Origin of the sequence: Streptococcus sp. K0074, from assembly GCF_048843365.1 — a bacterium.
GTDB classification, from domain to species: Bacteria; Bacillota; Bacilli; order Lactobacillales; family Streptococcaceae; genus Streptococcus; species Streptococcus mitis_BM.
In genome coordinates this window covers 893,686-915,155 of sequence record NZ_CP184836.1, presented here as the reverse complement: position 1 = coordinate 915,155, position 21,470 = coordinate 893,686, and the positions used below count along the sequence as shown (strand labels likewise).

At 42.0% G+C, this 21,470-nt stretch carries 23 protein-coding genes and 3 riboswitches; of the genes, 5 read left to right on the top strand and 18 right to left on the bottom strand.

Annotated features, from left to right (window positions below):
- Nucleotides 1–282: 282 nt before the first annotated feature.
- Genes ACN076_RS04410 through ACN076_RS04400 form a run of 3 tightly spaced genes read right to left on the bottom strand, consistent with a single transcriptional unit; the run spans nucleotide 283 to nucleotide 3,313 of the window.
- The gene (locus ACN076_RS04410; protein WP_420790212.1) at nucleotides 283–2,526 is read right to left on the bottom strand and encodes a heavy metal translocating P-type ATPase; all 2,244 of its coding nucleotides are present in this window, start codon (nucleotides 2,524–2,526) and stop codon (nucleotides 283–285) included.
- Nucleotides 2,527–2,535: 9 nt separating this feature from the next.
- Nucleotides 2,536–2,907 carry a cupredoxin domain-containing protein gene (locus ACN076_RS04405; RefSeq protein WP_000935055.1) on the bottom strand — a complete coding sequence of 124 codons (372 nt, stop codon included), beginning with the start codon at nucleotides 2,905–2,907 and terminating at the stop codon, nucleotides 2,536–2,538.
- Nucleotides 2,908–2,917: 10 nt separating this feature from the next.
- Nucleotides 2,918–3,313, bottom strand: coding sequence for a CopY/TcrY family copper transport repressor (locus ACN076_RS04400; protein WP_420790211.1), 396 nt, complete (start codon nucleotides 3,311–3,313; stop codon nucleotides 2,918–2,920).
- A gap of 183 nt (nucleotides 3,314–3,496) precedes the next feature.
- Nucleotides 3,497–3,595: riboswitch (TPP riboswitch) on the top strand.
- An 83-nt stretch (nucleotides 3,596–3,678) separates the two neighbouring features.
- Between ACN076_RS04400 and thiD the strand changes: the two genes are divergently transcribed.
- Complete coding sequence (thiD, locus tag ACN076_RS04395; protein WP_420790210.1) at nucleotides 3,679–4,470, top strand: bifunctional hydroxymethylpyrimidine kinase/phosphomethylpyrimidine kinase; 792 nt, start codon at nucleotides 3,679–3,681, stop codon at nucleotides 4,468–4,470.
- A 159-nt stretch (nucleotides 4,471–4,629) separates the two neighbouring features.
- Here thiD and thiE read toward each other — a convergent pair whose 3' ends face one another.
- The 9 genes from thiE to lctO all read right to left on the bottom strand — a co-directional run bounded on the left by thiE (nucleotide 4,630) and on the right by lctO (nucleotide 12,503).
- Nucleotides 4,630–5,262: a thiamine phosphate synthase gene (thiE, locus tag ACN076_RS04390; protein WP_420790209.1), complete on the bottom strand. Its 633-nt coding sequence runs from the start codon at nucleotides 5,260–5,262 to the stop codon at nucleotides 4,630–4,632.
- The gene (locus tag ACN076_RS04385) at nucleotides 5,255–6,058 is read right to left on the bottom strand and encodes a hydroxyethylthiazole kinase (protein ID WP_420790208.1); all 804 of its coding nucleotides are present in this window, start codon (nucleotides 6,056–6,058) and stop codon (nucleotides 5,255–5,257) included. The genes thiE and ACN076_RS04385 overlap by 8 nt, the downstream gene beginning before the upstream one ends.
- Nucleotides 6,058–6,582 carry an energy coupling factor transporter S component ThiW gene (gene thiW, locus ACN076_RS04380; protein ID WP_420790207.1) on the bottom strand — a complete coding sequence of 175 codons (525 nt, stop codon included), beginning with the start codon at nucleotides 6,580–6,582 and terminating at the stop codon, nucleotides 6,058–6,060. The genes ACN076_RS04385 and thiW overlap by 1 nt, the downstream gene beginning before the upstream one ends.
- Nucleotides 6,583–6,587: 5 nt before the next feature.
- On the bottom strand, nucleotides 6,588–7,277 hold the full coding sequence (tenA, locus tag ACN076_RS04375) for a thiaminase II (protein ID WP_420790206.1): 690 nt from the start codon (nucleotides 7,275–7,277) through the stop codon (nucleotides 6,588–6,590).
- Between the two features lie 10 nt (nucleotides 7,278–7,287).
- A complete protein-coding gene (locus ACN076_RS04370) occupies nucleotides 7,288–7,938 on the bottom strand; it encodes an energy-coupling factor transporter transmembrane component T (RefSeq protein ID WP_420790205.1) in 651 nt (216 codons plus the stop codon).
- Nucleotide 7,939: 1 nt separating this feature from the next.
- Entirely contained in the window at nucleotides 7,940–9,325 is a 1,386-nt protein-coding gene (locus ACN076_RS04365) for an ATP-binding cassette domain-containing protein (RefSeq protein ID WP_420790204.1), read from the bottom strand.
- On the bottom strand, nucleotides 9,326–9,886 hold the full coding sequence (locus ACN076_RS04360; protein ID WP_000915276.1) for an ECF transporter S component: 561 nt from the start codon (nucleotides 9,884–9,886) through the stop codon (nucleotides 9,326–9,328).
- 157 nt (nucleotides 9,887–10,043) lie between these two features.
- Nucleotides 10,044–10,132: riboswitch (TPP riboswitch) on the bottom strand.
- A 123-nt stretch (nucleotides 10,133–10,255) separates the two neighbouring features.
- Nucleotides 10,256–10,924: a TenA family protein gene (locus ACN076_RS04355; RefSeq protein WP_060806255.1), complete on the bottom strand. Its 669-nt coding sequence runs from the start codon at nucleotides 10,922–10,924 to the stop codon at nucleotides 10,256–10,258.
- Between the two features lie 205 nt (nucleotides 10,925–11,129).
- Nucleotides 11,130–11,218: riboswitch (TPP riboswitch) on the bottom strand.
- A 148-nt stretch (nucleotides 11,219–11,366) separates the two neighbouring features.
- Complete coding sequence (gene lctO, locus ACN076_RS04350) at nucleotides 11,367–12,503, bottom strand: L-lactate oxidase (protein WP_000120723.1); 1,137 nt, start codon at nucleotides 12,501–12,503, stop codon at nucleotides 11,367–11,369.
- 215 nt (nucleotides 12,504–12,718) lie between these two features.
- On the opposite strand from lctO, the gene ACN076_RS04345 reads away from it, so the two are divergent.
- Genes ACN076_RS04345 through ACN076_RS04330 form a run of 4 tightly spaced genes read left to right on the top strand, consistent with a single transcriptional unit; the run spans nucleotide 12,719 to nucleotide 15,673 of the window.
- Complete coding sequence (locus ACN076_RS04345) at nucleotides 12,719–13,399, top strand: amino acid ABC transporter permease (RefSeq protein WP_153192054.1); 681 nt, start codon at nucleotides 12,719–12,721, stop codon at nucleotides 13,397–13,399.
- On the top strand, nucleotides 13,359–14,036 hold the full coding sequence (locus tag ACN076_RS04340; RefSeq protein WP_001154146.1) for an amino acid ABC transporter permease: 678 nt from the start codon (nucleotides 13,359–13,361) through the stop codon (nucleotides 14,034–14,036). Before ACN076_RS04345 ends, ACN076_RS04340 begins: the two co-directional genes overlap by 41 nt.
- Nucleotides 14,037–14,795 (top strand): amino acid ABC transporter ATP-binding protein, encoded by a 759-nt coding sequence (locus ACN076_RS04335; RefSeq protein ID WP_060627880.1) that lies wholly within the window; start codon nucleotides 14,037–14,039, stop codon nucleotides 14,793–14,795.
- A gap of 11 nt (nucleotides 14,796–14,806) precedes the next feature.
- The gene (locus tag ACN076_RS04330) at nucleotides 14,807–15,673 is read left to right on the top strand and encodes a cysteine ABC transporter substrate-binding protein (protein ID WP_420790203.1); all 867 of its coding nucleotides are present in this window, start codon (nucleotides 14,807–14,809) and stop codon (nucleotides 15,671–15,673) included.
- Between the two features lie 175 nt (nucleotides 15,674–15,848).
- On the opposite strand, the gene pyrE is transcribed toward ACN076_RS04330, so the two are convergent.
- The 6 genes from pyrE to ACN076_RS04300 form a co-directional block, all read right to left on the bottom strand.
- Complete coding sequence (pyrE, locus tag ACN076_RS04325) at nucleotides 15,849–16,481, bottom strand: orotate phosphoribosyltransferase (protein WP_420790202.1); 633 nt, start codon at nucleotides 16,479–16,481, stop codon at nucleotides 15,849–15,851.
- A 33-nt stretch (nucleotides 16,482–16,514) separates the two neighbouring features.
- Nucleotides 16,515–17,216 (bottom strand): orotidine-5'-phosphate decarboxylase, encoded by a 702-nt coding sequence (pyrF, locus tag ACN076_RS04320; protein WP_101781318.1) that lies wholly within the window; start codon nucleotides 17,214–17,216, stop codon nucleotides 16,515–16,517.
- A 232-nt stretch (nucleotides 17,217–17,448) separates the two neighbouring features.
- On the bottom strand, nucleotides 17,449–18,666 hold the full coding sequence (locus ACN076_RS04315) for a cell division protein FtsQ/DivIB (RefSeq protein WP_203176469.1): 1,218 nt from the start codon (nucleotides 18,664–18,666) through the stop codon (nucleotides 17,449–17,451).
- A gap of 9 nt (nucleotides 18,667–18,675) precedes the next feature.
- Entirely contained in the window at nucleotides 18,676–19,734 is a 1,059-nt protein-coding gene (locus tag ACN076_RS04310; RefSeq protein WP_261068803.1) for a UDP-N-acetylglucosamine--N-acetylmuramyl-(pentapeptide) pyrophosphoryl-undecaprenol N-acetylglucosamine transferase, read from the bottom strand.
- A gap of 1 nt (nucleotide 19,735) precedes the next feature.
- Nucleotides 19,736–21,088, bottom strand: coding sequence for a UDP-N-acetylmuramoyl-L-alanine--D-glutamate ligase (gene murD / locus ACN076_RS04305; RefSeq protein ID WP_420790201.1), 1,353 nt, complete (start codon nucleotides 21,086–21,088; stop codon nucleotides 19,736–19,738).
- Between the two features lie 113 nt (nucleotides 21,089–21,201).
- The gene (locus ACN076_RS04300) at nucleotides 21,202–21,456 is read right to left on the bottom strand and encodes a DUF3165 family protein (protein WP_061759174.1); all 255 of its coding nucleotides are present in this window, start codon (nucleotides 21,454–21,456) and stop codon (nucleotides 21,202–21,204) included.
- Nucleotides 21,457–21,470: the final 14 nt, after the last annotated feature.

The window sequence follows — 21,470 nt, the reverse complement described above, 5'->3', positions numbered from 1 at the left end:
ATCTACTAAAAAAGGTTTCATATAGTTTTTGAAAACGTTTCAGTAAATTTTTACAATACTAACTTTATCACATTTATTTTGACTTTACTAAGAATCTGCTCAGAAGTTTTTATTCTCTATTACAGTACAGTTTGAAAACGTTTTTAGTTTCTGTTTTATAATACTCAATAAAAATCAAAGAGTAAACTAGGAAGCTAGCCGCAGGTTGCTCAAAGCACAGCTTTGAGGTTGCAGATAAAGCTGACGTGGTTTGAAGAGTATAAAAAGCGAGCAAGCTCGCTTTTAGTCTATTTTACTAAAGTTTAGTAAGAGTGAACTGGTCAGAACAGATACAGAACTAAAGGCCATGGCTAGACCTGCCAGTTCTGGATTGAGGGCCAGTCCAACACCAGAAAAGACTCCTGCTGCAATCGGAATTCCGGCGACATTGTAGATAAAGGCCCAGAAAAGATTGAGCAGAATTCGATTAAAGGTTTTCTTACTCATGTCAAAGGCACGAACCACTCCTAGGAGGTTATTAGTTGTCAACACCAAATCTGCTGACTCGATGGCGATATCTGTTCCAGCTCCCATAGCAATCCCCACATCTGCTACACTGAGGGCAGGAGCGTCATTGATACCGTCACCAACAAAGGCTACTTTTCCAGTCGCTTGTAGTTTATGGATTTCATGGGCTTTTTCTTCTGGTAAGACACCTGCAATGACCTCTTCGATTCCGATCTGATCGGCAATAGCACGCGCCACACCTGCATTGTCTCCTGTCAGCATGACTGTTTTAAGACCTCGTTTTTTCAACTGACTGATGGCAAGCTTAGCATTTTCCTTAGGAATATCTTGCAGAGCAAGCAGGCCTTTGATTTCATTGTCCACAGCCAAGAAAACAACTGTCTTAGCTTCTTTTTCCAGTTCTTCTAGTTTTTCTTGATAAATGCTAGAAATATCCATGCCATCCAGCATTTTAGCATTTCCAAGTAACACTTGTTTTCCAGCTATTTTCCCTGAAACACCTTTTCCGTGCAAGGCTTGGAAATTTTCAACAGTTTGAAGCTCAAGTCCAGCTTCACTCGCTCGTTTCATAACGGCTTCAGCCAGTGGGTGTTGAGAAGCTTCTTCCAAGGAAGCTGCCAATCCAAGCACTTCTACTTCGTCGCCGATGATATCTGTGACCACAGGTTTCCCTTCAGTCAAAGTCCCTGTTTTATCAAAGACAATGGTTTGGACTTTCTGGATTTCCTGTAGAACCGTTCCATTTTTGAGGAGAACTCCCATCTTGGCACTGCGACCTGTCCCCACCATAAGGGCTGTCGGTGTTGCAAGACCCAAGGCACAAGGGCAGGCAATAATCAAAACAGCCACCCCATAGAGAAGAGAAGAGACAAAACTCGCTCCAAGCACGACTACACTATCCCTAAGCAAGACGAACCAAACCCAAAAGGTCACGATTCCTAAAATGACAACTGCTGGGACAAAAATCCCTGAAATTTTATCTGTCAAATCTTGAATCGGCGCACGACTTGTCTGAGCTTTCTTCACAAAATCCACAATCTGAGCCAAAACAGTCTCTGAACCAACTTTTTCTGCTCTAAAAACAAGTGTTCCACTATTATTGATGGTTGAACCAATGACGGTATCTCCAACTGTCTTGTCCACAGGCAGACTCTCACCTGTCACCATAGACTCATCAATACTAGAGATACCTTCTACTACGACACCATCAACCGCAATCTTTTCACCGGGACGCACTCGAATCAGGTCACCTACCTTGACTTGCTCCAAGGGGACTTGAACATAGTTATCCTCACGCAAGACTTCTGCAGTTTTAGCCTGCAAGTCAAGTAATTTCTCCACAGCTTGGGAAGTATTTTTCCGCATTTTCTCCTCAAAAACGGCTCCCAAAAGAACGAAGAAGAAGATAAATGCAGCACTTTCAAAGTAAACGGGGAGACCAGCGAAGAGGGCAACTAAGCTATAGAAATAGGCCACTAGGGTTCCCAGAGCAACTAAGGTATCCATGTTGGCATTGTGCTTTTTAAAACTAGCCCAAGCACTTTGGATATAAGGACCACCTGCTACTAGCATAATCGGTGTTGTTGCTAAAAAGGTTCCCCAACGCAGGACTTGGTGACTAATTCCTCCTGTCGACATCCCAATCATGAGGATCACAAGAGGCACAGTAAAGATACTAGTAATCCAAAAACGCTGTAAAAGTGATAGAGATTTTCGAGTCTTCTCAACAACTGTATAACTCCCCTTTTGCATCTTCATACCACAAGAAAATTCATGTTGACCTAATTCTTGAGGTGTAAAACGAATGACTTTCTCCTCATCTACGCCGATTGGTTCTAGAATTCCTTCTTCTTCAAAAAGAATTTCCTTATAACAATTTGAAGGAGTGGTGCGATGAAAGGTAATCTCAGCTGGAATCCCTTTTTGAAGCTGGATATGGGCTGGACGATAGCCTTTCTCAGCTCGGATACGGATTTTTTGAACACCATTTTCAAGACTTGCTTTTACAATTTCAGTCATATCATTCTCCTATTCTACAATCATCTTGCCGTGCATCATATTCATGCCACAAGAGAAACCATACTCTCCAGCCTGTTCAGGCGTGATTTCCACTACATACTCTTCACCCATTGGCAGGTCAGCATGCACACCAAAGTCTGGAAAAACAATTTGATCCAAACATGGTGAAGGATCCTTGCGGTCAAAGACAATGCGGGCTGGCACTGATTTCTTGAGAATAATCAACTCAGGCGTATAGCCTCCCATGACTTCCACGCGAATCTCTTGGTAACCCTTTTTTTGCTGGGCCTTTTGTCCAGATTTTTCAGGCTTTTTGAAAAACCAAAACAAGATAAAGGCGATAAGGGCAATACAAATAATGGTTACAATACTATTTAACATGACGTCTCCTTTACATACAATTACATTTTACTTCTGTTACAGCGCTTGATTTCTTCTTAGAAATCACAGCTTCTAAGTCTTCCAAGTCAGCCAGAGTAAAATCACATTCCATAATCAAATCAGCCAACAAGTTCTTAATCCTACGAGAACAAACCTTGTCCTTGATATCTTGGACAAGTAAATCCCGACTTTGGTCCAAAGTTAAAAGGGCTGAATAAACAAAAGACTTGCCTTCTTTTTTCCGAGTCAGACACTTTTTCTCAACCAAACGAGCCAAAAGAGTCTGAATGGTTGATTTGGACCAGTCAAACCGCTCCGCCAGAACCCTGATCAAATCCGTACTCGTCTGCTCCCCCTGCATCCAAATAATCTTCATAACCTGCCATTCTGCATCTGAAATCTGCATGATCACACCTCCAAAATCTACATTTGTCAATTACAATTAATAGTATACTCTCGAAATCTACATTTGTCAATTATGAAATTAATCTTTTCTTTGAAAAATTTAATTTTAACCATATGATACAGGATTTTCAGTCAAATATTACTATATAAACAATAAAAATATGCTATACTAAAGAAAAAAGAAAACAACCACTAGGGGTGCGTAAAGCTGAGATTAACGACTGTTAGATCCCTCTGACTCAATCTAGGTAATGCTAGCTGATGGAAGTGGAAATGATAATGGGGACTAGCAATCTTCTATTACCTTTCTAAAACAGACTAGCTTGTTCTTAAGAATACAAACTTCAGTTGGTTGGGAGGTTTTAGATGACTTATTTACCCGTTGCTTTGACCATTGCAGGGACTGACCCTAGTGGTGGTGCTGGCATTATGGCTGACTTAAAGTCGTTCCAAGCTAGAGATGTCTATGGAATGGCCGTTGTGACCAGTCTTGTCGCTCAAAATACCAGAGGTGTTCAGCTAATCGAGCACGTTTCTCCTCAAATGTTGAAAGCTCAATTGGAGAGTGTCTTTTCGGATATCAAGCCTCAGGCTGTAAAAACTGGGATGTTGGCAACTACCGAAATCATGGAAATCATCCAACCCTATCTTAAAATGCTGGACTGTCCCTACGTCCTTGACCCTGTTATGGTCGCAACAAGCGGTGACACCCTGATTGATACCAGTGCCAGAACTTACCTAAAAACAAACCTACTTCCCCTTGCAACCATTATCACACCCAATCTTCCTGAGGCGGAAGAAATTGTTGGTTTTTCAATCCATGATCCTGAAGATATGCAGCGTGCCGGTCGCTTGATTTTAAAAGAATTTGGTCCTCAGTCTGTGGTAATCAAAGGTGGGCATCTCGAAGGCGGTGCTAAGGATTTCCTCTTTACCAAGGATGACCAATTTGTCTGGGAAAGTCCACGAATTCAAACCTGTCACACCCATGGTACTGGATGTACCTTTGCTGCAGTGATTACTGCTGAACTAGCCAAGGGGAAAACCCTCTATCAAGCAGTCGATAAAGCCAAGGCCTTTATTACAAAAGCCATCCAAGACGCCCCTCAACTCGGTCATGGTTCTGGCCCAGTCAACCATACAAGCTTTAAAGATTAAAAAAACTCTCTAGTTCCCACTTTAAGGGAATTAGAGAGTTTTTATACTCTTCGAAAATCTATTCAAACTACGTCAGCTTTATCTGCAACCTCAAAGCTGTGCTTTGAGCAACCTGCGGCTAGCTTCCTAGTTTGCTCTTTGATTTTCATTGAGTATTAATTAGAAAATAATGTCATCCAACTTTGTCAAAAAGGCTTGCGTTTTGGCCTCTATATCTTCTGCCTGCATCAAATCACGCACTACAGCTACACCAGCTATGCCAGTGCCAATAAGCTGGTCAATGTTCTCTGACGTCAAGCCCCCAATAGCAACTACTGGAATAGCTATCATTTGGCAAATTGTTTTCAAGGTTGAAATCAGGGTGATAGGCGCATTTTCCTTGGTGGTAGTTGGGAAAATGGCTCCTGTCCCCAAGTAATTCGCCCCTCCTTCTTCTGCCTCAAGGGCTCTTTTTACAGTTTTAGCTGTGACACCAAGTATTTTTTCAGGGCCCAAGACTTGTCGGGCAACCGAAACTGGTAGTTCATCATCGCCAATATGCAAACCTGCAGCATCGACTGCAAGACAGATATCCAACCGATCATCGATAATCAAGGGTACCTGATAGGCATCTGTTATTTCCTTGACTTGTTTTGCCAGTTGATAATATTGATTGGTTGTAAGATTTTTTTCTCGTAATTGGACTATAGTAACCCCTGAACGGCAAGCTGTCTCAATCTTTTCAAGAAAACTTTCCACTGAATCTTGGTAGCGATTGGTTACCAGATACAATCTAAGTGCTTCTCTATTCATAAACATCTCCTTTGATATCATCTAGCCAGTTTTCATCTCTTTTGAGGAGCGAAAGCTGATTGAGTACTTGGTAACGAAAATCTTCCAATCCCATTTCTTGAACAGCGATTTTCTCAGCAGAGATATTGAGATAAGAGACTGCTAAGCAAGAAGCTTCAAAACCTGTCTTTCCTTGGCTGAGAAAAACAGCTGTTAAGGCTCCAACCAAGTCTCCTGTCCCTGTTATCCAGTCTAATTCTGCACAGCCATTCTCCAATACAGCAACCTGATTCTCTGAAACGATGAGGTCCTTGGGGCCTGTGACTAAGAATGACATACCAGGATAGGTCTGACACCAGTCTTTCAAGACTTGAAGCAAATCCTCAGTTTCTTGATCTTTAGCACTGGCATCGACACCAACGCCGTGGTGCTTTAAACCAACAAGACTTCGGATTTCCGACATATTTCCTTTAAGGACCGTAGGTCTATAGTCTAAAAGGTCTTTAACTAAGCTCTTACGAATGGATGAAGCTGTTACGCCAACAGCATCTACTACCATTGGGAGAGAAACTTGAGCTGCATAAGAAGCTGCCATACGAATTGCTTTTTCCTTCTCGGCTGACAAATGCCCCAAATTGATGAAGAGAGCCTGGATTTGCTTAGTAAAATCAAGAACCTCACGGGGATCATCTGCCATGACAGGTTTGCATCCCAGAGCTAAAATCCCATTTGCTATCATCTCACATGAAATCTCATTGGTAATACAGTGAATTAGGGAACTAGAGCCTATAGGAAAGGGATTTGTAAATGCCTGCATCAGTCTATCCTTTCACCAAAGAAATATCCCTGCACTTTTTTAAAGAATTCCTGCTTGATTAAAAATCGAAAGGCAATAAAGGAAATCGCTGTCCCAATCAAGGTTGCTCCGAAAAATCGAGGCGTGTAGATAAACCAGCTAAGCTTAGCAGCTGATCCTGTAAAAAGTACCATAACAGGATAGGAAACAATAGAACCAATAATACCTGTTCCCAAAATTTCTCCCAAAGCAGAAAAATAAAATTTTCGACCATACTTATAAAAGAGACCTGCTAGAAGGGCTCCAAAAGTCGCTCCTGTGAGAGCTAAAGGCGGAATCCCTTGAGTCGTCATACGGATAAAGGCTGTCACTGTAGCCATAGCCAAGTCATAAACAGGTCCCATCATGATTCCTGCTAGAATATTGACTACACTGGACATCGGTGCCATTCCCTCAATCCGAAAGATAGGCGTAAGGACTACATCAAGGGCAATCATCATAGATAAAATGGTTAATTTGTGAACTTGTAATTGGTGCTTTCTCATGTTTATTATTCTCCTGTTTCTAAAGACTGTAAATCGCTCTTCCATGTTTGGTGTTGGTAGGCCATTTGCCAAAACTTGGCTTCCATGTGAACACTGATGTGGAAGGCATCTAACATTTTTTTCCTGTCTGTCTCGTCACTTTCTCGATAGAGTTGATTGACTAGCTCAGACTCTTCTTTTATTTGCTGTTCAAGTTCATCCGTAATATAAGTTTCAATCCATTGTTGGTAGAGAGGATTTGGTGATGGTTTAAGATTAAGGGATTTGCCTATATCATGGTATAACCAAGGACAAGGCAACAAACTTGCAAAGGCAATGCCCAGGTTTGGTTCTGCAAATTGCCGATAAATGTGTGAAATGTAATGATAACAGGTTGGAGCGATTGGATGTTGCTCCATTTCCTGGTCGCTGATTTCCAATTCCTTGAAAAATTGTTGGCGGATAAATAACTCACCCTCCACCAAACTCTGAGCATTTTGTTTCAAGAGTCTTTTCATCTCTTGGTTTGAAGTCTTATTAGCCAAAAGGTGATAGGCTTCTGAGAAGGCCTTCAAATAGTAGGCATCCTGAATCAAGTAATAGCGAAAGATGGACGGGTCTAAATTACCCTCTTGCAACTGTAAAACAAAGGGGTGATGAAAGGAAGCCTGCCAAGCTTCCTTGGACAATTCCATCGCAATATCTGTAAATTCCATAATAACTCCTTTATAAAAATAGACTGGTTTGAAGCAATAAAAAGAACAGCAGGTAGATGAATATTGTCCTTTGAGGAATATAAAAAGTCCGATAGCGATTCTCCACCTGTGCATGTTCGTCATATCCATGCGCCGACAGGGCTCTCAGGTAAAGATGGCGCCACCTAAAGACCGTCATCAGAACCTTGCTGTAAATCAAGGGCGACCAAAAATGTAGTTCTTGACCGCGTAATAGGCAAGCTTCCTTGAGGGACTTGATTTCTTGCTGAATAAGGGGAAAGGAATTGAATACCACAATCAAGGCATAGGCCCAAGAGCGTGATAACCCCTTTTTAGCCAAGTACAAAAGAAGCTCTTTTAAGGAAATAGAGGAAACAAAGACAAGACCAATACAAACTGTCACAAAAGCCCTCGTTCCAAGCATGACTGCCTGCGAAGCATCTCCGTGTAACTGAACTGCCCAGTAGTTAGCCAAAGATGGCAAAATGGCGAGCAGAATCATCCAAGCCAATACTTTAAATCTACGGTAATAGAGCATAAAGAGAATACAAAATGCGACTACCGAGAGATTAAGAGCAATCGAAGGAACGAAAGATGTTTCCAAGGATAAAATCAGCAAGAAGAGACTGATAATCGGTGTCTGGGTTGCTACTTTGACCATACTATCTCACCTCCCCTTGGGTATTGCTACTCTGAGATGTGAGTGGTTTGGCAATTGTCACTGCTTTCACATGACTGAGACCCTGACTAGTCATCTCAATCCAATAATCAACCACAGAGATCAAGGGATCTAAACGATGGCTAATGATCAGAAAACTTCTTCCCTGATTTCTCTCCTCCACAATCCACTTGCAAAAATAATGGCAGGCTCTATCATCCAAACCAGCAAAAGGTTCATCTAGTAAAATCACAGAAGCCTTGCTGGTCAAGATGGTCAAGAGCTGAAGAATCTTTTGCTGACCACCACTTAATTGATAGGGGCTCTTATCGAGTGCCTGCTCCAGATCAAAATACCGTAAAGCTTGGAAAATTCGCTGATTTCTTTCAGAGTCTGGACTATCTAATTGAAGCTCTTCTCGCAGACTGGCCCTGATAAACTGCTTTTCAGCTTCCTGAACAACACCCGTCAGGTCACGATACAAACTCTTTTTCTTTTTCAAGACTGTCCCCTTCCAGGTAATGCGCCCCTTATACTTTTGAAATTGAAGAATAGACCGAAAGAGGGTTGATTTCCCGACACCATTGTCACCCAAGATACAGGAAATTCCTTGGTAAAATGTAAAATCCACAATCGAAAAGAGGGGACGCTTATCTAGCTCACAAGTCGTTCGATCCATATGGAACAGTTCCGGGCTAGAAGCAACTTCCTTTGAAACAGCCTGTGTCATTTCAGAGGCAGGGATTTGATTTATTTTCCTTAGTTGTCCGTCTCTTAGCTCCACCATATGGTCGATATAGGCTTCATAATCAGATAAATCATGGTCGCACAAAACAACTGTCTTCCCATCAGAGACCAACTCTTTTAGAATCTCCAATATCTCTATCCTACTCTTGCGGTCAATGGAAGCGAAGGGCTCATCCAAGAGATAGACCCTAGGATTCATAGCAAAGAGAACAGCCAAAGCAGCCTTTTGCTTTTCTCCACCTGATAAGTGATGAATTGGACGGTGCAAGATCTTCTCGCAGCGACATTGCTGGACAACCTCTGCTATTTTAGAATCAATTTCCTGAACGGGATGCTCAATATTCTCCAAGGTAAAAATCAGCTCCTCAAACAAGTTCTCCATGGTAAATTGATGATTGGGATTTTGAAAGAGAATGCCAACCGTCTGGACACGTTCGATGATAGAAAGCTGACTGACCTCGTTCCCATTTATCAGGACTTGACCGCTATAGGGAAGAGAACTGACTTGGGCGATCATTTGAAAGAGGCTAGATTTTCCTGAACCACTGCTCCCAACTAACAAGGTAAAGGCTTGCGCATGAAAAGTAAAATCAATCGGCTCAGAGAAGATTGGGGACTGAATCGCTCGTAGTTCCAGCCCCATCTATGCCTTGCCCCCAGTTGCAAACTGATGATAAAGTTTGACAATAGCACGAACCAAGATGGTACAGAAGAAAAAGACGGAAATAAAACGTACCACTAGCAAGGAAAGTACAAAAGGCACTGAAAAGGCGTAGTAACCTAACTTAATGTATTCATAGACAAAGCTAACAAGCGTAATCCCAATACTATTGGCAGTTAGAGAGAGCCAACTTTCATAGCGATTCTTGGTTACGATAAAACCAAGTTCACTTCCCAAACCTTGAACCAAGCCAGACAAAAGGGCACCTAGACCGAATTGGCTACCATAAAGGACTTCAGCAAGCGCAGCTAGCACTTCTCCAATCGTTGCGCTTCCCACTCTTGGAACAAAGATGGCAGCAATGGGCGCAGCCATACACCAGAGACCAAAGAGGATTTCATTGGCAAAGGCCTGCAAACCAAGAGGGGCTAAAATCAGAGTGAGGATATCAAACAGATAGCCAGATCCTACAAAAACGCCACCAAAAAAGATAGACAAGAAAGCAAGTAAGATAACATCTTTTAATTGCCATTTTTTCAACATAAAAAACTCCTTTTTTAAAGAAAAGTGGAGTATTCAAGGTGAGATACCGAAAGGCTTAACGTCCAGCCTATCCTCTTTTAATAAACAAAAAAACTCCAATTACAATCAAGAATTAGAGTTTAGCTTACAAGATTAGACAGTTCTTTTCGACATACGAAAAAAACTTCTCACATTTCCCTTCGCCAGTATTAACTGTATCAGGTTCAATGGGTATCATCTCAGCCTAAAGCACCCCAAATGTCTTTATTATTTAATTACTGTGCTAGTATAACAGAAATTGAAAGCCCTAGCAAGATATTTGGCTGGAAAATATATTTATATATTTTGTTTGTTAATTCTTTTAATCTATATAAAAAGATTAAATTCATCCTATAATTCATAACCAATATCAAAAAAGGCTAATTCTAGAGAAACTGCTTGGTTCCAGCGTTGCTGAAGTTCTGTCAAATCTTCTAGACCTTTCCCAACACGATTGAGTTCGTCAACCAGAAATTGAACCCACTCTGCAAAGAAAGGACCTCTGTGGAGATTGATCCATTCCGAATGAATATAGGTTTCAGGTAAAGCCAAATCTTTAGAACCCCAGTCTAAATAGAGACCTTCTGCAATGACCAGCATGACCAAAAGATAAGCGTAGTCTGATGATGAAACAGCAGAATACATAAGCTCCTGAAAGGCTTTTGTTACAGGATGCAAGGTCACTTCCAGATAGTCATTCTCAGATACTTTTAACTCTTTGAAAGCCTTTTGGAAATAACCGTCTTCATCTGCTTCAAGAAAGCCTAGTTGCTTGGCAAAACGAAGCTTGGATTCAAGCTGGTCTGCGTGGGCTACGCAAGCACCCAGCATGGATAAGAAGGCATCAAAGAAGTGGTAATCTTGAATTAGGTAGTCTTTTAAGACCTTATTCTCAATTGTCCCCGCAAAAAGTTCCTTAACAAAACGATGATTGATTGCAACCTGCCAATCCTTCTGACTGCTTTTTAATAATTCTCCAACAGTCAAACCTGGCTCAAATGCATAGTCTTGTGTTTCCATATTTACTTTTCCTCTCTTTACTCGTTCGTAATCAACAAAACATCAAGAAAATCCTAGTTTTACTTGACCTTTTTAAAGAAAATCGAGGGCATTTGCAGAGAGATACCTAAACAAGCCTATCCAGTTTGTATAAACAAAAAAACTCCAATTACAATCAAGAATTAGAGTTTAGCTTACAAGATTAGATTGTTCATTTCGCCATACGAAAAAACGTTTCACATTTCCCTTCGCCAGTATTAACTGTATCAGGTTCAATGGGTATCATCTCAGCCTAAAGCACCCCAAATGTCTTTATTATTTAATTACTGCACCAGTATAGCAAAAAATGAAAGCCCTAGCAAGATATTTGATTAGAAAATATATTTATATTGTTTTTAATGGTGATTTCTTCCTCCTATAGACGAAGAAAAACCTCCACATCAAGTGGAGGCAAGCTGTTTTATCAATACAATTTTAAGTCACGAGGGTCAACTGGGAAAGTTGGGTTGTACGGGTTGTGACGGAGTTTGAAGTGTTTGACATCTTCAATAGTCTGAGTTCCAGACAACTGCATGACTGTCTTCAATTCTGCATTCAAGTGTTCAAAGACTTGACGTACACCAACACTACCACCGAGAGCCAAACCATAGATAACCGGGCGGCCAATAGCTACCAAGTCTGCTCCTGAAGCCAAGGCTTTAAAGACGTGTTGACCACGACGAATACCTGAGTCAAAGACAATTGGTACGCGTTTGTCAACTGCTTCTGCTACTTCTTGAAGTGAGTCAAAGGCAGCTGGTCCACCGTCGATTTGGCGGCCACCATGGTTGGTTACCCAGATACCAGAAGCTCCCGCAGCAAGCGAACGTTCAACGTCCTCACGGCATTGTGGTCCCTTGACATACACAGGAAGTCCTGAGTATTCAGCAATAAATTCTACATCACGTGGAGACAAGCGTTGTTTAGCTGATTTGTAAACAAAATCCATTGATTTACCAGCACCTTCTGGCAGGTATTCTTCAACAATCGGCATGCCAACTGGGAAGACAAAACCATTACGCTTATCAACCTCACGATTGCCCCCTACAGTCGCATCTGCCGTCAAGACAATCGCTTTATAACCTTCAGCCTTCACACGGTCCATGATGTGGCGGTTAATCCCGTCATCTTTACTAAAGTAAAATTGGAACCAATGAGGTGTCCCTTGAAGGGCTTCTGTAATTTCTGGAAGATCGACAGTAGAGTAAGAACTGGTTGTATAGAGGGACCCAAACTCATGCACACCACGCGCAGTCGCCACTTCACCCTGTTCATTTGCCAATTTATGAGCCGCAACAGGCGCCATGATGATTGGTGAAGACAATTTTTCACCTGCAAATTCAATCTCTGTACTTGGATTTTCTACATTGCAAAGCGTATGCGGAACGATGAGTTTGTGGTTAAAGGCACGAATATTCTCACGTAAAGTGAAAGTATCTTCCGCCCCACTAGCGATATAGCCAAATGCTGCTTTAGGAATAACTTGTTGCGCCATTGGCTCCAAATCATAGGTATTGATGAAATCTACATGACCTTCTGCATTGCTTGTTTTGTATGACATAAAATGCCCTCCTTAATAAGTAAGCGTTTACTTTGTATATTACAAAAATATCTTAACTCTTTTTTCAAAATTTTTCAAATATTTTGTTTGGAAATTTCAGAAATTTTATGTCTATGATAAAAAATCCTTATAAGGGCAATAAAAAATAGATATTATCCAAAGGAGATTTTAAGTGCTACAATAACTGTATTATTTCTAGATGGGAGGTTCTATTTTTGGATTGGTCCATTGTTGAACAATATCTACCACTATATCAAAAGGCATTTCTTCTAACCTTGCATATTGCAGTTTGGGGAATTCTGGGATCCTTTCTGCTCGGTTTAATCATTAGTATCATCCGACACTATCAAATCCCTGTTTTGGCGCAAGTAGCGACAGCCTATATTGAATTGTCACGCAATACGCCCCTTTTGATTCAACTCTTCTTTCTCTACTTCGGTCTTCCTAGAGTAGGGATTGTCCTATCTTCAGAAGTCTGTGCCACTTTAGGACTGGTGTTTTTAGGAGGCTCCTATATGGCAGAATCTTTCCGAAGTGGGCTGGAAGCCGTCAGTCAAACCCAGCAGGAGATTGGATTAGCTATCGGTCTGACACCTGTACAGGTCTTTCGCTATGTGGTTCTTCCGCAAGCAACAGCGGTGGCCCTACCTTCCTTTAGTGCCAATGTCATTTTCCTCATCAAGGAAACCTCTGTTTTCTCAGCAGTGGCTTTGGCCGACCTCATGTACGTCGCCAAGGACTTGATTGGGCTCTACTATGAGACAGACATTGCGCTAACTATGTTGGTAGTTGCTTATCTGATCATGCTGCTACCCATCTCACTGGTCTTTAGTTGGATAGAAAGGAGGCTCCGCCATGCAGGATTCGGGAATCCAAGTACTCTTTCAGGGAAATAATCTCCTGCGGATTTTACAGGGATTGGGCGTTACGATTGGGATATCCATCCTGTCTGTCCTCTTATCCATGATGTTCGGAACAGTCATGGGAATCATCATGACCTCCCATTCTAGAATCATACGATTTTTAACACGATTGTATCTGGAATTTATCCGTATCATGCCCCAGCTGGTGCTACTTTTCATCGTTTACTTTGGCTTGGCTCGAAACTTTAATATCAATATCTCAGGCGAGACTTCTGCTATTATCGTTTTTACCCTCTGGGGAACAGCTGAAATGGGGGACTTGGTCCGTGGAGCCATCACTTCCCTCCCTAAGCATCAGTTTGAAAGTGGACAGGCGCTAGGTTTGACCAATGTTCAACTTTACTACCACATCATCATCCCACAGGTTTTGAGAAGACTGCTACCTCAGGCCATTAACCTTGTCACTCGGATGATTAAAACCACTTCCTTGGTTGTCTTGATTGGGGTTGTTGAGGTTACTAAGGTTGGGCAACAAATCATCGACAGCAATCGCCTGACCATCCCAACCGCTTCCTTCTGGATTTATGGAACCATTCTGGTCTTGTATTTCGCAGTCTGCTTCCCTATTTCCAAACTATCCACTCACTTAGAAAAACATTGGAGGAACTAAATGTCTGAAACTATTTTAGAAATCAAGGAACTAAAAAAATCCTTCGGAGACAATCCTATCCTCCAAGGTCTATCCCTACAAATCAATAAAGGAGAAGTTGTGGTTATCCTAGGGCCATCTGGTTGTGGGAAAAGTACCCTCCTTCGTTGCCTCAATGGCTTAGAAAGTATTCAAGGTGGAGATATTCTTCTGGACGGTCAGTCTATCGTTGAAAATAAAAAAGACTTTCACCTGGTTCGCCAAAAGATTGGCATGGTCTTTCAAAGCTATGAACTCTTTCCCCATCTGGATGTCCTACAAAACCTCATCCTAGGCCCTATCAAGGCTCAGGGAAGAGACAAGAAAGAAGTAACGGAAGAAGCTCTGCAACTACTGGAACGTGTTGGTTTGCTAGATAAACAACATAGCTTTGCGCGTCAATTATCTGGTGGACAGAAGCAACGGGTTGCAATTGTCCGTGCCCTCCTCATGCATCCAGAAATTATCCTTTTTGACGAAGTGACTGCTTCGCTGGATCCAGAAATGGTGCGTGAGGTGCTGGAACTTATCAATGATTTGGCCCAAGAAGGCCGTACCATGATTTTAGTAACCCACGAAATGCAGTTTGCTCAAGCTATTGCCGATCGGATTATCTTCCTAGACCAAGGGAAAATTGCTGAAGAAGGAACAGCTCAAGCCTTCTTTACCAATCCTCAAACCAAACGAGCCCAGGAATTTTTAAACGTCTTTGACTTTAGCCAATTTGGCTCATATCTATAAAGGAGATTTTTATGAAACTATTCAAACCACTTTTAACTGTTTTGGCACTTGCCTTCGCCCTTATCTTTGTCACAGCTTGTAGCTCAGGTGGAAATGGTGGTGCATCGTCAGGTAAAACCACTGCCAAGGCTCGCACAATTGATGAAATCAAAAAAAGCGGTGAGCTACGAATCGCCGTATTTGGAGATAAGAAACCGTTTGGCTACGTTGACAATGACGGTTCTTACCAAGGTTACGATATCGAACTTGGGAATCAACTGGCCCAAGACCTTGGTGTCAAGGTCAAATACGTTTCAGTCGATGCTGCAAATCGTGCGGAATACTTGATTTCAAACAAGGTGGATATTACCCTTGCCAACTTTACAGTAACTGACGAACGTAAGAAACAAGTTGATTTTGCCCTTCCATACATGAAAGTTTCTCTGGGTGTCGTATCACCTAAGACTGGTCTCATTACTGACGTCAAACAACTTGAAGATAAAACCTTGATTGTCACAAAAGGAACGACTGCTGAAACTTATTTTGAAAAAAATCATCCAGAAGTAAAACTCCAAAAATACGACCAATACAGTGACTCTTACCAAGCCCTTCTTGACGGACGTGGAGATGCCTTTTCAACTGACAATACGGAAGTCCTAGCTTGGGCACTTGAAAATAAAGGATTTGAAGTAGGAATTACTTCCCTCGGTGATCCAGATACCATCGCAGCAGCAGTTCAAAAAGGCAACCAAGAATTGCTAGACTTCATCAATAAAGATATTGAAAAATTAGGTAAGGAAAACTTCTTCCACAAGGCTTATGAAAAAACACTCCACCCAACCTACGGTGACGCTGCTAAAGCAGATGATCTAGTTGTTGAAGGCGGAAAAGTTGACTAATACTCTTCGAAAATCAATTCAAACCGCGTCAGCTTTATCTACAACCTCAAAGCCGTGCTTTGAGCAACCTGCGGCTAGATTCCTAATTTGCTCTTTGATTTTCATTGAGTATCAGATCCAATAACATCACAAAAAGAAATCAGGTAATCCTAGTGACTACCTGATTTTCTATGTTTTAGGCATTTTGCCAATTTTCTTGGTCTTCTTTAAAGCGTTTTAGAAGGTCCAAGCCTTCTGGCGTAATGTAGCCTTCTTCTTGGGCTAGATGGATAAGCTCACTGTAGTTTGAAAGCGTCACAAGTTTGACACCTGCATCTGCAAAGTTTTTGTCTGCTTTTGGCAATTGGTAGCTGAAAATCGCTACAACTCCAAGCACATCTGCTCCTTCTCGCTTAGCTGCTGCAACAGCTTCAAGAACAGAACCACCAGTTGAAATGAGATCTTCAACCACTACCATCTTTTGTCCCTGAGCCACGCGGCCTTCGATTTGGTTACCAGCTCCGTAGTCTTTTGGTCTGCTACGGATGTAGGCAAATGGCAAGTTCATCTTGTCAGCAATAATAGCTCCGTGCGGAATCCCTGCTGTTGCAGTCCCTGCAATCACTTCTACCTCTGGAAAGGCTTCTTTGATAGCATCCACAAAACCATTTTCAATGAGAGTACGAGTTTCTGGATAGGCTAATGTCACACGATTATCAGTATAAATCGGTGACTTGATACCAGATGCCCAAGTGAAAGGCTCCTCTGGTTTGAGGTAAACGGCTTGAATTTTCAAGAGGTGGCTAGCAATATCTTTAGCAAGTGTCATGGTATTCTCCTTTTATTTTTCTAATCTAGTTCTTTAATTCCAGTCCTGTGTCCATTCATCCTTGATGGCATGATAAGCTGCAACAGGATCCTCAGCTTGGGTAATGGGACGTCCCACTACGATATAGTCACTACCGATTTGATAAGCATCCGCTGGCGTCATCACGCGTTTTTGATCTCCAACAGCTGCTCCCTGAGGACGAATGCCCGGTGTCAGACAGATAAACTCTGGATTGGTAGCCTGCTTGATGAGTTGCACTTCCTGAGCTGAGCAAACAACACCATCTAATCCGGCTTCAGCTGTCTTCTTAGCATAATGAATCACAGACTCCTGCAGACTGGTTTGAATATTTTGAAAATCCTGCATCTGAGCTTCTGATGTTGATGTAAGCTGCGTTACAGCGATCAATTTGGCTTGACTTCCAAGACCTTCACGCGCAGCCTTCATCATCTCTACACCGCCAGCAGCATGAACATTGGTCATATCCACACCAAGCTGAGATAAGACCTTCATAGCTGATTTGACTGTATTGGGAATGTCATGCAACTTGAGATCCAAAAAGACACTGTGACCCAGATCTTTCAAGTAAGACACAATCTCAGGCCCTGTTGCGTAATAAAGCTCCATCCCTACCTTAAGATAAAGGCTTTCTTCTGCTGGAAAAAGAGCTAAGAATTCCTTGACCGCCTCAAAACTAGGAAAATCAAGAGCAATGACTGGACGATGTTCTCGCATAGGTTTCTCCTTTTACCTTTGCTAGTGAGAGAGTCTGGCCACAAGAAGCCACGAAAAAAGGAACCTGCCAACAGCAAGGTTCCACGAAAAATGGGTAGTCTCCACCCTTTCACCGTCTAACCTTAGCTGCCTCTCTGGACTGCTTTAAAGGTTTTTTACTATTCTATTATTTCTATCAGCACTTGTCAAGTAAAAACATGGTTACTAAAGAACGATAAGAGAAAAGGTAAACCTAGCGACGCGGTGAACGCTGGGTCGTTTGGTTTCGATTGCTCTGTTCCTCTTGTTTTTTCTGTTCTTCTAAACGTTTACGTTCTTCTTCCTGTTTCTTCTCAGCTTCTTCGGCCTCTTTTTTGGCTTTTTCTTCTGCTTCCATAATTAATTTATCCGCTACAGTGTAGCTGTAGATTCCAGCTTCCATATCGACCACACTCGGTTCTGACAATTGAGGCTTAATCTTGCTGTAATAAGGCAGTTTCTTACTCATTTCAGAAAGGGGAACCAAGACTTCGTCCGAATCATTCATGGTCAATCGAATTAAATCGGAAGTTACCTTGCTTGGGGCTAATTCCACCTTTTGGATATCCGCCTTGAGTTCTGGGCTAATTTGAGCAAGTTCTGACGTAAAGGTTTTGATTTGTTCGCTATCATTAAAGAGAACTGATAAATAAGTTTCTGGTAGACTGACCAAACTTACCGCACTGGTCTCAAGCTGACCGCTTGAAAGAATTGGATAATGACTTTCTCCAGAAACATAGTAGGCAACAATATCATATTCCTTGATCTTGATAGTGAACTTGGTTGGAAATTGATAGACAAGCTGAGCTGATTCCACCCAATAGTTAGACTTGATCCGCTCTTCATATTTTGCCTTGTCTAGCAGAAGGTTAATCGTATAATCCGTATCCTGAATGCCTGAAGCTTGTCGAATATCATCAGCCGTAGTTTGCACCGTTCCCTCAACACGGATATCCTTCATGGTCGCATAAGGACTGAGTAAGTAGGCAGAGACAATCAATAAAAGCAGACTTGGAAATAAAATCGTTAAGGCTCGTAAGATATGAAGGCCAGGAATCTTTGCTTTGGCTGGTTTTTCTTTTGTAGCCTTTTTAGCAAGCTTTTTATCCTGTTCCTCGTCCTCTTTAGACCCTGATTCTTCTTTCTCTTCTTCCTCTTTGTCACCCTCTGAGGATGCTACTTTTTCTTCAGACTCTTCCTTAGCTGATTCTTCATCTTCCCGGTCTGTTTCACTCTCCTGATCCTGCTTGTCCTCTGACTTCTCAGATTCTTCTCCCATTCGAGCTTGTCTTTCCTTTTCCTTCTCCTCAGCTAGGGCTGCCTCTTCTTCAGCCTTCTTTTTTAGGTATTCTTGGTTTCGTTTCTGCCATTCTGATAACTCTTTCAATTCTTCGAGGATTTCTTTGCCCTCATTTTTCTTATCTTTTGACATTTACTTTCCTTATGATAAATCTTTTTTCAATAGTTTATAAAAATCTGCTAGAGATTTCAATTCCTTAGAAGCCTTCATCTTAGCTTGGTAATCTTCCTTGTGACTTAGTAAGTGAGAAAGCTTCTCTTCTAAACTGTCCAAGGTCAAATCGCTTTCTTGAAGCTCTTCTGCATAGCCTTTTTTTACAAAGTAGGCTGCATTTTCAATCTGGTCTCCACGACTAGCTTCACGACCAAGTGGCACAATGACATGTAATTTTGCCATGGCCAAGAGCTCAAAAATCGTATTGGCACCACCTCGTGTCACAACAATATCAGCCAATTCCATCAAGGGTTGATAGAGATTGGTCACATAGTCAACACGAAAAAGATTTTGGCTCAACTCGTTCAGGCTAGAGTCTCCAGTTAGATTGATAATATTGTAGCGCTCGGTTAGCTCTTTCTTATGGTCTGTCACCAATTGGTTAAAGACACGAGCACCTGCTGAACCGCCAACAAACAATACAGTTGGCAATTGGGGATTAAAGTGGGTTTGAATATCTACCAATTCATCGGGTTCTGGAGTGTTTTGGTCTGAAACCTTGGTCACTGCTCCCACATGCTCGACCTTAGACAAACTCGAAGCTTGCTCAAAGGTTGAATACATCTTCGTCGCAAATTTATAAGCGATTTTATTGGCCAAGCCCATGGACAGGTCAGATTCGTGAATAAAGACAGGCACTCCTGACACACGCGCTGCGATAACAGGCGGTACTGAGACAAAGCCTCCCTTTGAAAAAAGAGCCTGTGGACGAAGTCGCAACATGATAAAGAGCGATTGGACAATTCCCCAGCCAACTTTAAATACATCCAGCATATTTTGCCAAGAGAAATAACGACGCAATTTTCCAGTCGCAATGGAATGGAAGGTGACATCTAGACCCGACTTGAGGATCTCTTGGTGTTCGATACCACGCTTATCCCCGATATAGTGAACTTCCCAACCATCTTCGATGAACTTGGGCATCAACAAAAGATTGAGGGTCACGTGTCCAACCGTCCCCCCACCTGTAAAGACAATTTTTTTCATATTATTCCTTTAACTCCGCTACTGTGTCGATAAAGAGGTCGCCACGTACTTCAAAGTTAGCATACATATCCCAGCTAGCATTGGCAGGACTGAGAAGAACTACGTCTCCTTGAGTCGCAAGTTCATAGGCCTTGCGGGTCGCATCTGCAATATCAGTCGCATCCACATATGCCACACCAGCCTTATCTGCTGCCCGTTTGACACGTTCTGCAGACTGACCGAGAATGACCATCTTCTTGAGTCCAGTAATATCTGGAACCAGTTCGTCAAACTCATTACCACGGTCCAAACCACCTGCAATCAAAATGACCTTGCTGTTGTCAAATCCTGACAAGGCTTTTTGAGTAGCCAAGATATTGGTTGACTTGCTATCGTTATAGAATTTGATCCCTTTGATTTCATCCACAAATTGGAGACGGTGTTTGACACCACCAAATGCTGAAAGAGTTTCTTTGATGGTTTGGTTATCCACACCACGAAGCTTGGCTACAGCAATCGTCGCAAGGGCATTTTCCACATTGTGGCTACCTGGAACTCCGATTTCGCTAGCTGCCATGACCACTTCTCCACGGAAGTAGAGTTGACCATCTTCCAGATAAGCTCCATCAACCTTTTCCTGTGTTGAGAATGGTACAACTGTAGCTTGTGTTTTAGTGGCCAATTCTTTTGCCAAGTCTTGGTTAAAGTTCAAGACAAGGAAATCAGCCGCTGTCATCTTGTTCTGGATATTCCACTTGGCTGCTACATATTCCTCAAAAGAACCATGATAATCGATATGAGTTGGCATGAGGTTGGTAATAACTGCAATCTCAGGATGGAATTCTTGGACGCCCATCAGTTGGAAAGAAGAAAGTTCCATGACAAGCGTGTCCTTATCTGTCGCAGTTTGAGCCACTTGACTGGCTGGATAGCCGATATTCCCTGATAAGAGACCATGTTGGCCAGCAGCAGTCAAAACTTCCCCAATCATAGTCGTTGTGGTTGTTTTTCCATTTGAACCTGTGATACCAACAATCGGTGCTTCTGAAATCAAGTAAGCCAATTCCACCTCGGTCAAGACTGGAATACCCTTTGCCAAAGCCTTTTCAATCATGGGATTGCTGTAGGGGATGCCTGGATTTTTCACCATAAGGGCAAACTCTTCATCCAAAAGTTCCAAAGGATGGCCACCTGTGATAACCTTGATCCCTTCTTCCAGCAAACTTTGGGCAGCTGGATTGTCCTCGAAAGGCTTCCCATCATTTACCGTCACAATGGCACCTAGCTTGTCCAACAAACGAGCTGCAGATTCACCAGACTTGGCCAAACCTAAAACAAGGACTTTCTTATTTTTAAATCGATCTATTACTTTCATGTCTCAAACTCCATTTCTACTTCTACTATTTTACCATTTTTATGGAAATAATTCTAAATGAAAATGCTCCAATTCAGCATTCTAACAAGCAAAAAGAGAGCCGAAACTCTCTTTTATCTTCTTTTACTTTTATGGACCGACATGAGGGTAATATCTCGCAAGCTAAAGTATGCTAGGAAGAGCATGGCGATTGCGATAAAGAATTCTGTCGGTAGCTGAAAGATTTGCAGGACAGACAGCATCAGCAAAATCAAAAGTGCTACAAAAGCAAAGACGACAAGGACGATATTGACTGTCCCTTTAATGCTTTGTGGTGTCGCAAATACATAGAGTAGTAATAAGAGGATTCCTATGATTAAATAAACCATTTTTATCTCTTTCT

Coding starts and splice junctions, on each gene's coding strand:
- pyrF (WP_101781318.1), bottom strand. CDS start 17,216: ATGCGAGAACATCGTCCAGTCATTGCTCTTGATTTTCCTAGTTTTGAG.
- thiW (WP_420790207.1), bottom strand. CDS start 6,582: ATGAGAAAGCACCAATTACAAGTTCACAAATTAACCATTTTATCTATG.
- ACN076_RS04400 (WP_420790211.1), bottom strand. CDS start 3,313: ATGCAGATTTCAGATGCAGAATGGCAGGTTATGAAGATTATTTGGATG.
- ACN076_RS04355 (WP_060806255.1), bottom strand. CDS start 10,924: ATGGAAACACAAGACTATGCATTTGAGCCAGGTTTGACTGTTGGAGAA.
- thiD (WP_420790210.1), top strand. CDS start 3,679: ATGACTTATTTACCCGTTGCTTTGACCATTGCAGGGACTGACCCTAGT.
- ACN076_RS04330 (WP_420790203.1), top strand. CDS start 14,807: ATGAAACTATTCAAACCACTTTTAACTGTTTTGGCACTTGCCTTCGCC.
- pyrE (WP_420790202.1), bottom strand. CDS start 16,481: ATGACACTTGCTAAAGATATTGCTAGCCACCTCTTGAAAATTCAAGCC.
- murD (WP_420790201.1), bottom strand. CDS start 21,088: ATGAAAGTAATAGATCGATTTAAAAATAAGAAAGTCCTTGTTTTAGGT.
- ACN076_RS04410 (WP_420790212.1), bottom strand. CDS start 2,526: ATGACTGAAATTGTAAAAGCAAGTCTTGAAAATGGTGTTCAAAAAATC.
- lctO (WP_000120723.1), bottom strand. CDS start 12,503: ATGTCATACAAAACAAGCAATGCAGAAGGTCATGTAGATTTCATCAAT.
- ACN076_RS04300 (WP_061759174.1), bottom strand. CDS start 21,456: ATGGTTTATTTAATCATAGGAATCCTCTTATTACTACTCTATGTATTT.
- ACN076_RS04405 (WP_000935055.1), bottom strand. CDS start 2,907: ATGTTAAATAGTATTGTAACCATTATTTGTATTGCCCTTATCGCCTTT.
- ACN076_RS04360 (WP_000915276.1), bottom strand. CDS start 9,886: ATGTTGAAAAAATGGCAATTAAAAGATGTTATCTTACTTGCTTTCTTG.
- ACN076_RS04370 (WP_420790205.1), bottom strand. CDS start 7,938: ATGGTCAAAGTAGCAACCCAGACACCGATTATCAGTCTCTTCTTGCTG.
- tenA (WP_420790206.1), bottom strand. CDS start 7,277: ATGGAATTTACAGATATTGCGATGGAATTGTCCAAGGAAGCTTGGCAG.
- thiE (WP_420790209.1), bottom strand. CDS start 5,262: ATGAATAGAGAAGCACTTAGATTGTATCTGGTAACCAATCGCTACCAA.
- ACN076_RS04315 (WP_203176469.1), bottom strand. CDS start 18,666: ATGTCAAAAGATAAGAAAAATGAGGGCAAAGAAATCCTCGAAGAATTG.
- ACN076_RS04310 (WP_261068803.1), bottom strand. CDS start 19,734: ATGAAAAAAATTGTCTTTACAGGTGGGGGGACGGTTGGACACGTGACC.
- ACN076_RS04365 (WP_420790204.1), bottom strand. CDS start 9,325: ATGGGGCTGGAACTACGAGCGATTCAGTCCCCAATCTTCTCTGAGCCG.
- ACN076_RS04340 (WP_001154146.1), top strand. CDS start 13,359: ATGCAGGATTCGGGAATCCAAGTACTCTTTCAGGGAAATAATCTCCTG.
- ACN076_RS04335 (WP_060627880.1), top strand. CDS start 14,037: ATGTCTGAAACTATTTTAGAAATCAAGGAACTAAAAAAATCCTTCGGA.
- ACN076_RS04385 (WP_420790208.1), bottom strand. CDS start 6,058: ATGCAGGCATTTACAAATCCCTTTCCTATAGGCTCTAGTTCCCTAATT.